This is a genomic window from Ruegeria sp. BG3, from assembly GCF_056538485.1.
Map to the genome: position 1 here is coordinate 161,779 of NZ_JBQFTE010000009.1, position 13,841 is coordinate 175,619.

A 13,841-nucleotide genomic window follows, 5' to 3' on the forward strand; every position below is an offset into this window, starting at 1 on the left:
TATGTGTCCTGTTCCCGTGGCGCCCAACGCCGTGCTACGCCAAGCCCAATCGCGACAGAGGATTCCCCAATCATGCCCTTCACACTTGCCACCTGGAACATCAACTCGGTCCGCCTGCGCGAGCCTATTGTGCTGAAATTGCTGCAGGAAGAGGCACCGGATGTGCTGTGTTTGCAGGAATGCAAATCTCCGGTCGAAAAAATTCCGACCGAAGGGTTTGCGGAACTGGGCTACACCCACATCGTGGCCCGTGGGCAGAAGGGGTACAACGGTGTCGCCATCCTGTCGCGCATCCCGATGGAGGAAGTGGGCGACAAGGATTTCGCCGGTCTCGGCCATGCTCGTCACATCGCAGCGCGGTTGGAAAATGGCGTCACTATCCAGAACTTCTACGTCCCTGCAGGCGGGGATGTGCCGGATCGTGAGGTAAACGAGAAGTTCGGGCAAAAGCTCGACTACCTCACCGACATGCGCGACTGGTTCCATGCGGAAAAGCCTGAGAAGTCCATTCTGGTGGGTGATCTGAACATCGCCCCGCGCGAGGATGATGTGTGGTCGCACAAGCAACTGCTCAAGGTCGTCTCGCACACGCCGATCGAGGTTGAGGCGCTGGCCGAAACACAAGATGCGGGCGGTTGGGTCGATATCACCCGGCAGGATATCCCCGAAGGGCAGCTTTATAGCTGGTGGTCCTACCGGGCGCGCGATTGGGACGCTGCTGACAAGGGGCGGCGACTGGATCACGTTTGGGCCACGCCGGATATCTCGAACGCGGGGCATTCCAGCCGTGTCCTGCGCGATGCGCGCGGATGGGAAAAACCAAGCGATCACGCCCCGGTTTTCGCCAGTTTCGACCTTTAGACCTGCAACTCGGCTCTTGGTTTCTGCAGCAAGGGACTGCATATAGGGCGCACGTTTGAACCGGAGTGTGAATGCCATGGACCTTCTGAGCGGCGCGGAAAGCAACTCAGCCACCGATCTGATCAAGGACAGCAGCGAAGCCACCTTTATGGAAGATGTGGTCGAGGCGTCTCAGGATGTTCCGGTGATCGTGGATTTCTGGGCACCTTGGTGCGGCCCGTGCAAGACACTTGGACCCGCGCTTGAAGAGGCGGTGACCGCGGCCAAAGGCGCGGTCAAGATGGTAAAGATCAACGTGGACGAGGCGCAAATGATCGCGTCTCAGATGCGCATTCAGTCGATTCCGACCGTCTATGCATTCTTCAAGGGCCAGCCGGTGGACGGCTTTCAAGGCGCTTTGCCGGGGTCCGAGATCAAGGCCTTTATCGACCGTGTGATCGAGGCGGCGGGTGGCGAAAGCCCCGGTGGTCAACTGGAGGACGCCGTGCAAGCCGCTGAGGAAATGCTGGCTGAAGGCGCCGCCGTGGATGCGGCGCAGACCTTTGCCGCGATTCTGGGCGAGGACCCCAACCATGCCGCTGCCTATGGTGGTCTGGTGCGGGCGCACATTGCCTCGGGCGATCTGGAACAGGCCGAGGCGATCCTGAATGGTGCGCCTGCCGAGATATCCAACGCTCCGGAACTCGAAGCCGCTCATGCCCAGTTGGAGCTGGCCAAGCAGGCGGCGGATGCGGGCCCGGTGGCCGATTTGACCGCAGCCGTTGAGGCCGATCCCGACAATCATCAGGCCCGGTTCGATCTGGCGCAGGCCTTGCACGCCAATGGCGATGTGGAAGAGGCTGTGACGCAACTGTTGGAGCTGTTCCGCCGCGATCGTGAGTGGAACGAGGGCGCTGCCAAAACGCAGTTGTTCACGATCTTCGACGCGCTCAAGCCAAACGATCCGATTGTTCTGAACGGGCGGCGCAAACTCAGCTCCATGATATTTGCCTAATTTCGGATCAGAGCTAGACTCGGGACTATGATTCATCCCGCCGACTTGCCGGATACTATATCCGTGTTTCCATTGCCCGGGGCGCTGTTGCTGCCCCGGTCGCGACTGCCGTTGCACATCTTCGAGCCGCGCTACCTTCAGATGCTTGACGATGCCTTGAAAACAAAGGAGCGGCTGATCGGAATGGTTCAGCCGAACCCCTCGCTGAGCGATGACACAAAGCTGCATCGGATCGGTTGCGCCGGTCGCGTCACGCAATTCTCAGAGACTGAGGATGGCCGCTATCTGATCACCCTGACCGGCGTGTCCCGGTTCCGTATCAAGTCCGAGCTGGACGCCTTCACACCTTACCGCCGGTGCGAAGTGTCTTGGGAGGGGTTTGACCGCGATCTTGGTAAGGCCGAGAAGGACGACATTTTCGACCGCAGCCGCTTTCTGAACCTGCTGGAACGCTTTTTCGACTCGCGCGATCTATCGACGGATTGGGATTCGCTGAAAGAAGCAGATGATGAGCTTTTGGTGAATTCACTGTCGATGCTGATGGATTTCGATCCGGAGGACAAACAGGCCCTGTTAGAGGCCCCTTGTCTACGCACAAGGCGTGAGACGCTGGTGACATTGATCGAATTCGCGCTGCGGGGCGGATCAAACGAGGAAAAACTGCAATGAGCGAGCCTGAACACGCTTTTGACCGCCACATGCTTGAGGCGCTGATTTGCCCTCAGACGCATACGACGCTTCACTATGATGCGGATAAGCAGGAACTGGTGTCAAAGGCCGCGGGTCTGGCCTTTCCGATCCGCAACGGCATCCCCGTGATGCTGGTCGATGAGGCGCGCACGCTGGACTGAGCGGTTCTGAACGCTCACGAATGCTCTAGATTGCCCGTCCTTGCAAGAGCTTCGGCAGGTCGCCGGTCAACCCGGCGGCCTCGCGGACAAACCCTCGGCGCAGGCCGGGCAGGGATCCGACAATGCCCATCCCGATGTCCCGCCCAAGGCGCAGCAGCGGGTTGTCATTTGAAAACAATTTGTTGAACACGTCGGTCGCCATCGCCAGCGAGGCCGTGTCGAACCGCCGCCATTCCTGATAGCGCTCCAGCACCAGAACCGACCCGATATCCTCGCCGCGCCGTCCGGCCAAGGTCAGCACTTCGGCCAAGGCACCCACGTCCCGCAGCCCGGCGTTCAGGCCCTGGCCTGCAATGGGGTGCATCCCGTGTGCGGCATCCCCCACAAGGGCAAGGCGATCCGAGATGAAGGAATTGGCTATGGTCAGGTTCAATGGATAGGTAAAGCGGTCACCCTGCAGGCGAATGTCGCCCAGAAAATCCCCGAACCGAGGGCGCAAGACCTGCAGATACTCGGCCTCGGGCAGGGCATTGATGCGCTGCGCGGCTTCGGTGCGTTCGCTCCAGACGATCGAGCTACGATTGCCGGTCAGTGGCAGGATCGCAAGTGGGCCGGGAGGCATGAAGAACTGATGGGCAATGCCGTGATGCGGCAGTTCGTGTTCAATCGCGCAGACAAGGGCAGTCTGGCCGTAATCCCAACCGGTACGCTTGATCCCGGCGCGGGACGCGGTTCCGCTGCTGCGCCCGTCGCAGCCTACGATTAGATGACCCTCAACACTCGCACCATCATCCAGCTTCAACGTCACGCCGGTTGCATCGACCTGTTGCGAAACGACCGTTCTGCCGTTGATCTGGGTGATCGCTTTGTCTTGCGCCATCGCCTCAAGAAACGCGCGGCGCAGGTGGCGATCTTCGACCATGTAGCCCATCGGGCCTTCCTCGATCTCGGTATGGTCGAAATGCATGAAAAAGGGCGACGGCCCGATACCCGCATGGCCGTCGGTTACCTTGATCTCAAGCATGGGCTGGGCATGGTCCTCGACCCGCTCCCACACGCCGATTGCATCGAGCAACCGCTTTGACGCCAGCGCCAGCGCATAAGACCGCCCGTCGAATGCCGCGTTTTTGCGGACCTTTTCGCCCAACGTGTCTATCACGCAAACAGAATGCCCGGTTTGTGCCAGTGCCAATGCCAGGGCCGCGCCGTTCAGGCCTCCGCCCACGATCAGGATTTTCGATGCCTGTGTCATGCCCTGCAATATGCGCGCCCTTTCGGGATTGTCCATGTGCGGTCCTGTCGCTACCGTCCCAGAAAGTCAGACGCAAGGAGGGGTGTGATGCAGGAATGGCTAACCATGACGGCCTGTGATTTGGGCCGTGGTATCGGTATGGGGCAAATCGACCCCGTTGAATTGACCGAGACCTATCTGGCCGCCATTGACGCCCATCCCCATCGCGACCGTATCTATGCGCGCGTCACCCATGACCGCGCCCGGTCTGAGGCGAAAGCCGCGAAAGAGCGCGCCGCCTTAGGCTTGCGTCGATCCTTGCTGGATGGCGTGCCGATCAGCTGGAAGGATCTGTTCGACACGGCTGGTATTGGAACCGAGGCGGGCTCGGCCCTGTTGAAAGGGCGCGTGCCGGACGCGGATGCGGTGGTTTTGCGCAACGCAACGGCCATGGGCACCGTTTGCCTTGGTAAAACCCATATGAGCGAGCTGGCGTTTTCAGGGCTTGGCCTGAACCCGATCACGGACACCCCGCCTTGTGTGGATGATGAGGACGCCGTGCCGGGCGGCTCATCCTCGGGGGCCGGGGCCTCGGTGGCCTGGGGGCTGGCGGCCTGCGGGATTGGCTCGGACACGGGTGGGTCGGTGCGCATACCGGCGGCTTGGAACAATCTGGTGGGGCTGAAAACCACGGCCGGTCGGCTCAGCCTCGAAGGGGTCGTGCCGCTCTGTCTGCGGTTCGACACGGTTGGCCCTCTGGCGCGTTCCGTCGAAGACGCCGCGCATATGCTGGCCTTGCTGGAAGGCAGCACACCTGCGGATCTGCGTGGTGCCAGCCTGAAAGGCCGCCGCTTTGCCGAGTTGCAAAACGTCGCCAAGGACGACCTGCGCGATGCGCCGCGACAGGCCTTCGACGATGCGCTGGACCGTTTGCGCGATGCCGGGGCCGAGATCGTGCCGCTGGAGGTGCCTGAACTGCACGATGCAATGGCGCTTTCGGGTGTGCTCTACACGACTGAGGCCTACGGGCTGTGGAAAGACGTCATCGAAGCCAACCCCGAGGCGATGTATCCCGAGATTCTTGAGCGGTTCCGCACCGGCAAAGATGTTTCAGGCCCCGACTATGTGGCCGCGTGGTCCAAGCTCAAGGCCTGCCGCGCGGCATGGGATGCGGCGACCGCTGAGTTTGATGCGGTTCTGGCGCCAACCGCTCCCATCCTACCGCCCAACCTAGAGCGGCTCCTCAGCGATCACGACTACTACGTAACCGAGAATCTGTTGGCCCTGCGTAATACGCGTATCGGCAATCTGATGGGGCTTGCGGCGCTGACGCTACCAACAAGAACTGCGGGTTGTGGATTGATGATGCTGGGTTATCCCGGCTCGGAAGAAGCACTGCTGCGGTTGGGTTCGGCGGCGGAAACCGCATTGGCGTGAATGCCACAATCCCCTGATTCGGAACCTCTTTGTCTGGACGGGGCGGGGTCTGATCTGTAATCTGCCAATCAAACGGGGCGAAAACGATCCCGATATTGAGGCAGTAGATATGAATTTCCCCGAGCGGTTTTCGAACCTACCGGAATACGCATTCCCGCGTCTGCGCACCCTGTTGGACCATCATCAACCGGGCGGAGACGTGATTCACATGACCATCGGCGCGCCGATGCATGATTTCCCCGCTTGGGTCACAGACGTCATCACAGAAAATGCGGCCGGGTTTCAGGGCTATCCCCCGAATGAAGGCTCGCCCGAGCTGCGAGGTTCAATCACCGACTGGATCAAGCGCCGCTACGGCGTGACGATGGACCCCGATACCAACGTGATGGCCCTGAACGGTACGCGGGAGGGGCTGTACAATGCCGCGATGGCGCTGTGCCCTGAACAGAAGAACGGGCGAGATCCCATCATTCTGTGTCCGAACCCCTTTTATCAGGTCTATATGGTCGCCTCCATCTCGGTCCGGGCGCAGCCCTATTTCGTATCCGCCACCGCGGCGACCGGCCATTTGCCGGACTATGCCAGCCTGTCTGAGGATGTGCTGAACCGGACGGTTGCCGCCTATATCTGCTCGCCTGCGAACCCGCAGGGGGCTGTCGCCTCGCGCGACTATTGGGCCGAGTTGATCGGCCTGGCCGAGAAATACAATTTCCGCATTTTCGCCGATGAGTGCTATTCCGAGATTTACCGCGATGAGGCCCCAACTGGTGCCCTGACCGTCGCGCACGAGCTGGGCGCGGATCCTGAGCGGGTCTTGCTGTTCAACTCTCTGTCCAAGCGTTCGAATTTGGCCGGGCTGCGCTCGGGCCTGATTGCGGGCGGGCCGGACAGTATCAAACGGGTCAAACAGCTGCGAAATTACGCGGGTGCGCCATTGCCGCTGCCGTTGCAGGCTGCCGCTGCGCGGGTCTGGGCCGATGAGACGCATGTCGCCCAGAACCGCGCGCTCTATCAGGAAAAATACGCCATCGCGGATGAGGTCTTCTCGGGCCTGCAGGGCTATATGCCGCCCGAGGCTGGGTTTTTCTTGTGGCTGCCAGTCGAGAACGGCGAAGAAACCGCATTGAAGCTGTGGCAGGAGACCGGCGTTCGGGTCCTGCCGGGCGCATATCTTTCTCAGGGTGATCCGGGGCAAAACCCGGGAGAGCAATTTATCCGGGCCGCTTTGGTGGCTCCAAAAAAAGAGTTGCAGCAGGGGCTGATCAAGCTTCGTGACTGCATCTATTCGTGAGGTACGAGGGCAAAATGGCATCATTGAACGCGCGCAACCGCGATCCACTACTGGACAGCACGACTCAGGCCGCGATTGAGCGGCGTACCAAGGAACTGATCGGGATCGCTCTGATCTTGTTGGGGCTGGCCGCTGCGGCAATGATCTGGTCCTACACGCCGGAAGATCCGAATTGGATGGTCTCGACCGACGCGCCAGTGCAGAACTGGATGGGGCGGATTGGCGCCTCGATCGCTGCGCCGTTGTTCATGATCGTTGGCTGGGGCAGCTGGGGGATCGCGCTGGTTCTGATCGGTTGGGGTGTGCGTTTTGCCGGTCATTTCGGCGAAGATCGCGCCGTGGCGCGGCTGATTTTTGCGCCGATCTGGATTGCCATCGTGTCCGTCTACGCCGCCACTTTGGTTCCGGGCGAGGTCTGGCGCGCGACCCATAGCTACGGTTTGGGCGGACTGTTTGGCGACACTGTCATGGGGGCCTTGCTGACGCTTCTGCCGATCTCCTCGCATTTCCTAGTCAAGCTGATGTCGCTGGCCATGGCCGTCGGAATGCTGGCGCTGGGTATTTTTGTTCTTGGCTTCACCAAAGTTGATGTCGCGCGTGGAACGCGAGCTTTCCTGCTGGGGCTGGTGATGTCATACGACATGCTGATGAACCTACTGGGTCGGGGCGCCTCGGCCACGGTACAGTCCGCTCGAGAGCGTCGTGAACAATGGAAAGAGCACCGCGCCGCGCGGCTCGAACCCGTATTCGATGATGAGATCGCGTTTGAAGACCCAATCTTCGAAGAGGTCGAGGAAGAACCCGAACCTGCCCCCAAAACCGGCCTGCTGGCCCGGATGCCCGCGCTGATCCGTCGCCCCGAGCCGCTGCCAGAGCCTGAATTGGTCGAAGCCATGCCAGTGCAGGGTTTTGATGAAATGCCGGGTGAAGATCGTATCCGCTCGAAGATTTCGGCCGCTGTGCGCAATCGTAAGGTGGCGACCGGTGAGATGGCCCCGGAACATGACCCCAACCTGCCTCTGACCAAGGGCCGCGGTCGTGGGCCGGACCCGCTGATCCTGAACGCCAGAGGGGTGGATGAATTGCCGCCCGAGCCGCCCATGACCGCCGCCGGCCTGCCGCCCGAGCCTGTTCTGTCGGCTGAACCGACGCGGCAAGACACGGCGCATGACTATCAGCCAGAGCCCGACTATGCACCCGAGGCGAATTACCTGCCGGAGGATGACTATGCCGCGCATGATTTCGACGATGAGGCTGTGTTCGAGGATGCGCCCGACCCCGCGCTGCAAGCCCGTCCGGCGATGAAAATCCCAGTGGCCGAGCCGCGCAAGCCGGTTGTTGCACAACCCGTCCGTCGCACTCCGCCGCCGTCCCGTCGGGCACAGGCCGAGGCGCAGCCGACCCTGTCGTTCGAGGAACGCCATTCCGATTTCGAATTGCCCCCCTTGGGCCTGTTGTCCAACCCGGCCAGTATTCAGCGTCATCACCTGAGCGACGAAGCATTGGAAGAAAACGCGCGGATGCTGGAGAACGTGTTGGACGACTACGGCGTGAAGGGTGAGATCGTCAGCGTCCGTCCCGGTCCGGTGGTCACCATGTATGAGCTGGAGCCTGCTCCGGGTCTGAAAGCCAGCCGCGTGATCGGTCTGGCGGACGATATCGCGCGGTCGATGTCGGCGCTGTCGGCTCGTGTTTCGACCTTGCCGGGCCGCTCGGTGATCGGGATCGAACTGCCCAACGAAAACCGCGAGATGGTGGTGCTGCGCGAAATCCTCGCCAGCCGCGATTTCGGTGATGGCAACCATGCTCTGCCTCTTGCGCTGGGCAAGGATATTGGTGGTGAATCGGTTGTCGCGAACCTTGCCAAAATGCCTCACCTGCTGATCGCGGGTACGACTGGCTCGGGTAAGTCGGTGGCGATCAACACCATGATCCTGTCGCTGCTCTATAAGCTGTCGCCGGACGAATGCCGCCTGATCATGATCGACCCCAAGATGCTGGAACTGTCGGTCTATGACGGCATCCCGCACTTGCTGTCGCCGGTTGTGACAGACCCGAAAAAGGCGGTTGTCGCTCTGAAATGGGTCGTGGGCGAGATGGAGGATCGCTATCGCAAGATGTCCAAAATGGGTGTCCGCAACATCGCAGGCTACAACGGCCGGGTGAAGGACGCGCTGGCAAAGGGCGAGATGTTCAGCCGCACGGTCCAGACGGGCTTTGACGATGAGACCGGCGAACCCACCTTCGAGACGGAAGAGTTCGCGCCTGAGGCGATGCCCTATATCGTCGTCATCGTCGACGAGATGGCCGACCTGATGATGGTCGCAGGCAAGGAGATCGAAGCTTGTATTCAGCGACTGGCGCAGATGGCGCGGGCTTCGGGTATCCACCTGATCATGGCCACACAGCGCCCCTCGGTCGACGTGATCACCGGTACGATCAAGGCGAACTTCCCGACCCGGATTTCGTTCCAGGTGACCTCGAAGGTTGATAGCCGCACCATCCTGGGTGAGATGGGCGCCGAGCAGCTGCTGGGGCAGGGTGACATGCTCTACATGGCGGGCGGTGCCAAGATTACCCGCTGCCACGGCCCATTTGTTTCGGACGAAGAGGTCGAGGAAATCGTCAACCACCTGAAGCAATTCGGTCCGCCCGATTACATGAGCGGTGTGGTCGATGGCCCGGCTGAAGAAAAGGCAGACAACATCGACGCCGTCTTGGGCCTGAGCACTGGTGGCAATACCAACGGTGAGGACGCGCTTTACGATCAGGCGGTGGCGATTGTGATCAAGGATCGCAAATGCTCGACCTCCTACATCCAGCGGAAACTTGCCATCGGCTACAACAAAGCCGCCCGTCTGGTTGAGCAGATGGAGGACGAAGGCGTTGTTTCGGCGGCAAATCACGTGGGTAAGCGGGAAATCCTCGTCCCCGAGCAGTAGGATATTTAATAACAAGGGCAGAAGCCTTATCTGAGTCGTATGAAACAGATTGCTTTTGCCCTTGCTCTGACACTGGCCGCGCCTGCCGCTTGGGCGGCGGACAAGCTGCCGCTGTCGGAGATCTCCAATTATCTGAACAAGATGAAAACGGTTCAGACCAGCTTTACCCAAGTAAATGATGATGGCTCGCTCAGTACCGGCAAGCTGTGGATCCAACGACCCGGAAAGATGCGGTTCGAATATGATCCGCCCGACAGTGCTGTTGTTCTTGCACGCTCTGGTAGTGTTCAGATCTTTGATCCGAAATCCAACCAGCCGCCCGAGCAGTACCCGCTGAAACGGACGCCTCTGTCACTTGTGCTGGCCCGGAACGTGAATCTGGGGCAGGCCAATATGGTCGTTGGTCATGACTTTGACGGCACCGCGACCGTTGTGACGGCACAGGACCCAAAAAACCCTGAATCGGGCCGGATTGAGCTTATGTTCACGAACAACCCGGTAGAGCTGCGGAAATGGGTGATCCACGACAACGCAGGCACCCAAACCACGGTTCTTCTGGGGGAACTGACCGAGGGCGGGCGCCTCGATCAGAGCTTGTTCTCGAACGGAAAGCGGGTCGGGTCCAGCGATCGCTGACCCGCCCAATTCAGTAGCGGCAGCTGGCCAGCTGAGCTTGATACAGGTTGGCCCGTGCATCGACATCGCTGGCCACATTCAATAGCCAGGATTTCTGGTTGTAGCTGCCGCGCGCATAGCCTGTATGACCTTCGTGATAGGCCAGATACTGGTTGCGCGTGTCGCCCAGGTTGATGCCGTTCCGCTCGTAGGTTTTGTTCATGTACCAGCCGATGAAATCGGACGCGTCGCGAATTCGGTCCCGCTTGGCGCGGCGTTTTCCGGTTTCACGCTGGTATTCTTCCCACGTGCCGTCCAGAGCCTGGCTGTAGCCAAAGGCGCTGCTTTGCCGTCCCATTGGGATTACGCCCAGCACATAGCGGTGCGGGGTCCGCGCATCGTGACGGTAACGGCTTTCCTGATAGATCGTCGCCATCTGAACGTGAACGGGGACGCCCCATTTACGCTCGGTTTTTTTGAAGGCTTTGATGTAGTCAGGTTTCTCGCGCGCAATGCTGCACGCGTCATTTAGTCTGCTGGGTGGCTGTTTAGACCCGCCACCACAGGATGCCAAAAGCAGCACCCCTAGGAGTACGAATAGAATTCTGCTCATGTGCCTCGTGCCTTTTTTCTGGCATTCTAGCGCAGATTGAGCGCTGAGGAAATCACAATCGTTACAGAACGATAGCCAAAACACCCGGTAACGCGGCGACAGACAGCACTGTCGAGACCATAACCATGCCTGCTACGGCGTCTGCGTCGGCCTCAAACCGCTCGGCCAGCAGGTATGAGGTGACCGCGACCGGGGTACACATTTGCAAGACCAGAACACCGAATGCGATGGTTTCAAGCCCGAAGAGGATCGCAACGCCCCATCCCAAGGAAAAGCAAACCGCCAGCTTGAGAAGTGACAGCCAAATGGCTTGGTGAAGACTGCGAGAGGTCAGGCGCGCGATCGCAACTCCAACGGTCACAAGCATCATCGGAACAGCCATTTGCCCCAGCAAATCCAAGGTGTTGGTCAGGAACTGAGGTGTTTCCCAATCCTGCCACAGGAAAAGCGCCCCCAGCAGCGTGGCCCAGACCATGGGTTGTCGGATGACCTGTCCGAACGCGCCTTTGCCCGCGACCAGATAGATCCCGTAGGTAAAGGAAAACAGTGCGGTCACGGCCAGAAAGATAACCGCATATCCCAAACCGGCCTGACCAAATGCAAAGATGCATAATGGAAGACCCAAATTGCCGGTATTTCCGAAGATCAGCGGCGAAAGGTAGGTGCGTTGCTCAAGCTTTAGCACCTTTACAATGACCCAGAAAACGACCGCGAGAACCAGATTGGCCGCAATGGTGGCCAGCGTGAACCGTGACAGATCACCCCCCGGAATTTCGGTCTGCATCAAGGCCACGAAAATCAGGCTGGGGACTGCCAGCGTCATTGCAAAACGCGTCACAAACTGTAGGCGGTATTCAAAGCCAAGCTTGACCCAGACAAAGCCGATTGCTGACAAAAGGAACACGGGTGCCGCAATTTCGAACACTGTCAGTAAGAGGTTCACAGACTGTTTCCCTTAATTTCACATCAATGATTGGCTTTTCTGCCCGGAAAGAGGTAGTAACCTCTTTGGGGGCTGAAACAATGCTAAAGACACATGCCAAGTACGGCCTGGGACAAGTTGTGCGACATAAGAAACATCCCTTCCGAGGGGTGATTTTTGACGTGGATCCAGAGTTTTCGAATACCGAGGAATGGTACGAAGCCATCCCCGAAGACAGTCGGCCGATCAAGGATCAGCCGTTCTATCACCTGTTGGCTGAGAACGACCAATCCTTCTATGTAGCTTATGTTTCAGAACAAAATCTGATCGAGGACCGATCGGGTGAGCCGGTTGAGCATCCCGACATCCCTAACATGTTCGGCCCATTCGAAGATGGATCCTACCCGCTGCACTTCCATCTGAACTGAGCGGGGCGGCGCGCCTGCGCGTTGATCAATACCCCAACGCGCAACCGTCCTTTCTGGGGTCACTGGCCCCCTCCAAAACACCGTCTTCACGGATTCGTATGGCCTGTGCGCCACCCAGTGGAGTTTCTGGGACCTCCACAGTGTGACCCATTTCGCTTAATTGTTGAGCAACCGCTTCGGGGAACCCGCGCTCGAGCTTCAGGATGCCTCCGTCGGCGAAGGCACGGGGGGCGTTGATGGCCTCTTGCAGGTCAAAACCGAAATCCATCAGGTTTGACACGAACCGCGCATGTCCTGTGGGTTGATACGCCCCACCCATGACGCCGAAAGGCATCGTAACGCGGTTGTTCTCGGCCAGCATGCCGGGAATGATCGTGTGCATCGGGCGTTTGCCGCCACCCAGCTCATTTGGGTGCCCGGCTTGCAGGGTGAAGCCTGCGCCTCGGTTTTGCAGCAAGATTCCATATTTCTCGGACGCGACCCCCGAGCCGAAGCTGTGGAAGATCGAATAGATCAACGACACGGCCATCTGATCGCGGTCGACGACGGTAATGTAGACGGTGTCCTTGTGAATCGCTTCGGTCAGCGGGGCGGCAGCGGGCATGGCCCGTTTGGGGTCTATCAAAGCCGCGAGGGATGCGGCGATGTCTTTGTCCAAAAACCGCTCGGACCGGGCCATATGGTCGGGATCTGCGATGAAACGGTTGCGCGCGTCATAGGCCAATTTTGTCGCTTCGGCCTCAATATGCACCCGTTCGGCGCCCAATGGGTCAGTGCTGGCAAGGTCAAAATGCTTGAGGATATTGAGCAGCAAGATCGCCGTGGCGCCTTGGCCGTTGGGGGGATGCTCGACCAGATCAATGCCCTGATAGGTGCCGCGCATCGGTTCGGAGGAGGTGCATTGGGTCGATTGGAAATCCTCGGCGGTGTGGAGGCCCCCCAAGGCGGAAAGGGCGGCGATCATATCCTCCGCGATTTCACCTGAGTAGAAGGCATCCCGACCATCCTTTGCGACCCGTCGTAGAACTTCGGCCTGTTTTGGCGCACGAAAGACCTGACCTGTCTTGGGGACTTGCCCGTGGATAAGATAGTGATCCCGCGCGGCCCCCTGGAGGGTCGGTTCGCCATTGCGCCAGTCAAAGGAAACGCGTGGAGCAACCGGCACACCCTGTTCCGCATAGCGAATGGCCGGTTGCAGAATTGCATCCAGTCCCAGTCGGCCTTCGGTCTGGCTGAGATGACAGAATGCGTCGACCGCGCCCGGGATCGTAACCGAGTCTGGGCTGGTCAGAGGCACCGAGGTCAAGCCCCGATCCCGCAGCGCGCCGGCTTGCGCAGCAGCAGGTGCCCGGCCCGAGCCATTCAACGCGCGGATCTGGTTTTCCCCCGCGCGATTATAGAGGACAAAGCAATCGCCTCCCAATCCGGTCATCTGCGGCTCGCAAATCCCCAGCAAGGCCGCCCCGGCAATGGCTGCATCCATGGCATTGCCGCCGCGTTCCAGAATGTCGACGGCGGTTTTCGCCGCAAGGGGGTGCGAGGTCGCACACATCCCGTTTGTGGCCAGAACTTCGGACCGGCCCGGCTTGTGTAAATCCCGCATCATCATCCCCTTCTTCTAAACACCGCGAACCTATCGCGCAGGGAATGATTGTC

Annotated in this window: 13 protein-coding genes; 9 read left to right on the forward strand and 4 right to left on the reverse strand. The window is 59.7% G+C overall.

The annotated features are described in order from the left end of the window. Positions 1-72 precede the first annotated feature (72 nt). From ACR0AI_RS15335 to ACR0AI_RS15350, 4 genes are all read left to right on the forward strand, one after another. A complete protein-coding gene (locus ACR0AI_RS15335; RefSeq protein WP_209252986.1) occupies positions 73-861 on the forward strand; it encodes an exodeoxyribonuclease III in 789 nt (262 codons plus the stop codon). 76 nt (positions 862-937) lie between these two features. After that, entirely contained in the window at positions 938-1,855 is a 918-nt protein-coding gene (trxA, locus tag ACR0AI_RS15340) for a thioredoxin (RefSeq protein ID WP_480675214.1), read from the forward strand. Between the two features lie 27 nt (positions 1,856-1,882). Beyond that, on the forward strand, positions 1,883-2,524 hold the full coding sequence (locus tag ACR0AI_RS15345) for an LON peptidase substrate-binding domain-containing protein (RefSeq protein ID WP_170375580.1): 642 nt from the start codon (positions 1,883-1,885) through the stop codon (positions 2,522-2,524). Next, entirely contained in the window at positions 2,521-2,706 is a 186-nt protein-coding gene (locus ACR0AI_RS15350; RefSeq protein ID WP_170471391.1) for a Trm112 family protein, read from the forward strand. Before ACR0AI_RS15345 ends, ACR0AI_RS15350 begins: the two co-directional genes overlap by 4 nt. A 25-nt stretch (positions 2,707-2,731) precedes the next feature. On the opposite strand, the gene ACR0AI_RS15355 is transcribed toward ACR0AI_RS15350, so the two are convergent. Next, positions 2,732-3,994, reverse strand: a complete 1,263-nt coding sequence (locus ACR0AI_RS15355) for an FAD-dependent monooxygenase (protein WP_480701385.1) — start codon at positions 3,992-3,994, stop codon at positions 2,732-2,734. 51 nt (positions 3,995-4,045) lie between these two features. Here ACR0AI_RS15355 and ACR0AI_RS15360 point away from each other — a divergent pair, with 51 nt between their 5' ends. From ACR0AI_RS15360 to ACR0AI_RS15375, 4 genes are all read left to right on the forward strand, one after another. Beyond that, positions 4,046-5,374, forward strand: a complete 1,329-nt coding sequence (locus tag ACR0AI_RS15360) for an amidase (RefSeq protein WP_170375574.1) — start codon at positions 4,046-4,048, stop codon at positions 5,372-5,374. A 109-nt stretch (positions 5,375-5,483) separates the two neighbouring features. After that, on the forward strand, positions 5,484-6,665 hold the full coding sequence (locus tag ACR0AI_RS15365; RefSeq protein WP_480675210.1) for an aminotransferase class I/II-fold pyridoxal phosphate-dependent enzyme: 1,182 nt from the start codon (positions 5,484-5,486) through the stop codon (positions 6,663-6,665). Positions 6,666-6,679: 14 nt separating this feature from the next. Further along, positions 6,680-9,607 (forward strand): DNA translocase FtsK, encoded by a 2,928-nt coding sequence (locus ACR0AI_RS15370; protein WP_480675208.1) that lies wholly within the window; start codon positions 6,680-6,682, stop codon positions 9,605-9,607. Between the two features lie 39 nt (positions 9,608-9,646). Further along, positions 9,647-10,243: a LolA family protein gene (locus ACR0AI_RS15375; RefSeq protein WP_480675206.1), complete on the forward strand. Its 597-nt coding sequence runs from the start codon at positions 9,647-9,649 to the stop codon at positions 10,241-10,243. A 10-nt stretch (positions 10,244-10,253) separates the two neighbouring features. Here the strand turns inward: ACR0AI_RS15375 and ACR0AI_RS15380 are convergent, their stop codons facing one another. Both ACR0AI_RS15380 and ACR0AI_RS15385 read right to left on the reverse strand, forming a co-directional pair. Then, a complete protein-coding gene (locus tag ACR0AI_RS15380) occupies positions 10,254-10,835 on the reverse strand; it encodes a transglycosylase SLT domain-containing protein (RefSeq protein WP_170375559.1) in 582 nt (193 codons plus the stop codon). Between the two features lie 61 nt (positions 10,836-10,896). Beyond that, positions 10,897-11,778 carry an AEC family transporter gene (locus ACR0AI_RS15385; RefSeq protein WP_480675203.1) on the reverse strand — a complete coding sequence of 294 codons (882 nt, stop codon included), beginning with the start codon at positions 11,776-11,778 and terminating at the stop codon, positions 10,897-10,899. 80 nt (positions 11,779-11,858) lie between these two features. Between ACR0AI_RS15385 and hspQ the strand changes: the two genes are divergently transcribed. Next, positions 11,859-12,185, forward strand: coding sequence for a heat shock protein HspQ (gene hspQ / locus ACR0AI_RS15390; protein WP_170375556.1), 327 nt, complete (start codon positions 11,859-11,861; stop codon positions 12,183-12,185). 25 nt (positions 12,186-12,210) lie between these two features. Here the strand turns inward: hspQ and ggt are convergent, their stop codons facing one another. Beyond that, entirely contained in the window at positions 12,211-13,788 is a 1,578-nt protein-coding gene (gene ggt, locus ACR0AI_RS15395) for a gamma-glutamyltransferase (RefSeq protein ID WP_480675201.1), read from the reverse strand. Positions 13,789-13,841: the final 53 nt, after the last annotated feature.

What these genes read in the sequence shown, in the direction of transcription:
- ACR0AI_RS15335 (WP_209252986.1), top strand. Translation starts at nt 73, where the DNA reads ATGCCCTTCACACTTGCCACCTGGAACATCAACTCGGTCCGCCTGCGC.
- trxA (WP_480675214.1), top strand. Translation starts at nt 938, where the DNA reads ATGGACCTTCTGAGCGGCGCGGAAAGCAACTCAGCCACCGATCTGATC.
- ACR0AI_RS15345 (WP_170375580.1), top strand. Translation starts at nt 1,883, where the DNA reads ATGATTCATCCCGCCGACTTGCCGGATACTATATCCGTGTTTCCATTG.
- ACR0AI_RS15350 (WP_170471391.1), top strand. Translation starts at nt 2,521, where the DNA reads ATGAGCGAGCCTGAACACGCTTTTGACCGCCACATGCTTGAGGCGCTG.
- ACR0AI_RS15355 (WP_480701385.1), bottom strand. Translation starts at nt 3,994, where the DNA reads ATGGACAATCCCGAAAGGGCGCGCATATTGCAGGGCATGACACAGGCA.
- ACR0AI_RS15360 (WP_170375574.1), top strand. Translation starts at nt 4,046, where the DNA reads ATGCAGGAATGGCTAACCATGACGGCCTGTGATTTGGGCCGTGGTATC.
- ACR0AI_RS15365 (WP_480675210.1), top strand. Translation starts at nt 5,484, where the DNA reads ATGAATTTCCCCGAGCGGTTTTCGAACCTACCGGAATACGCATTCCCG.
- ACR0AI_RS15370 (WP_480675208.1), top strand. Translation starts at nt 6,680, where the DNA reads ATGGCATCATTGAACGCGCGCAACCGCGATCCACTACTGGACAGCACG.
- ACR0AI_RS15375 (WP_480675206.1), top strand. Translation starts at nt 9,647, where the DNA reads ATGAAACAGATTGCTTTTGCCCTTGCTCTGACACTGGCCGCGCCTGCC.
- ACR0AI_RS15380 (WP_170375559.1), bottom strand. Translation starts at nt 10,835, where the DNA reads ATGAGCAGAATTCTATTCGTACTCCTAGGGGTGCTGCTTTTGGCATCC.
- hspQ (WP_170375556.1), top strand. Translation starts at nt 11,859, where the DNA reads ATGCTAAAGACACATGCCAAGTACGGCCTGGGACAAGTTGTGCGACAT.
- ggt (WP_480675201.1), bottom strand. Translation starts at nt 13,788, where the DNA reads ATGCGGGATTTACACAAGCCGGGCCGGTCCGAAGTTCTGGCCACAAAC.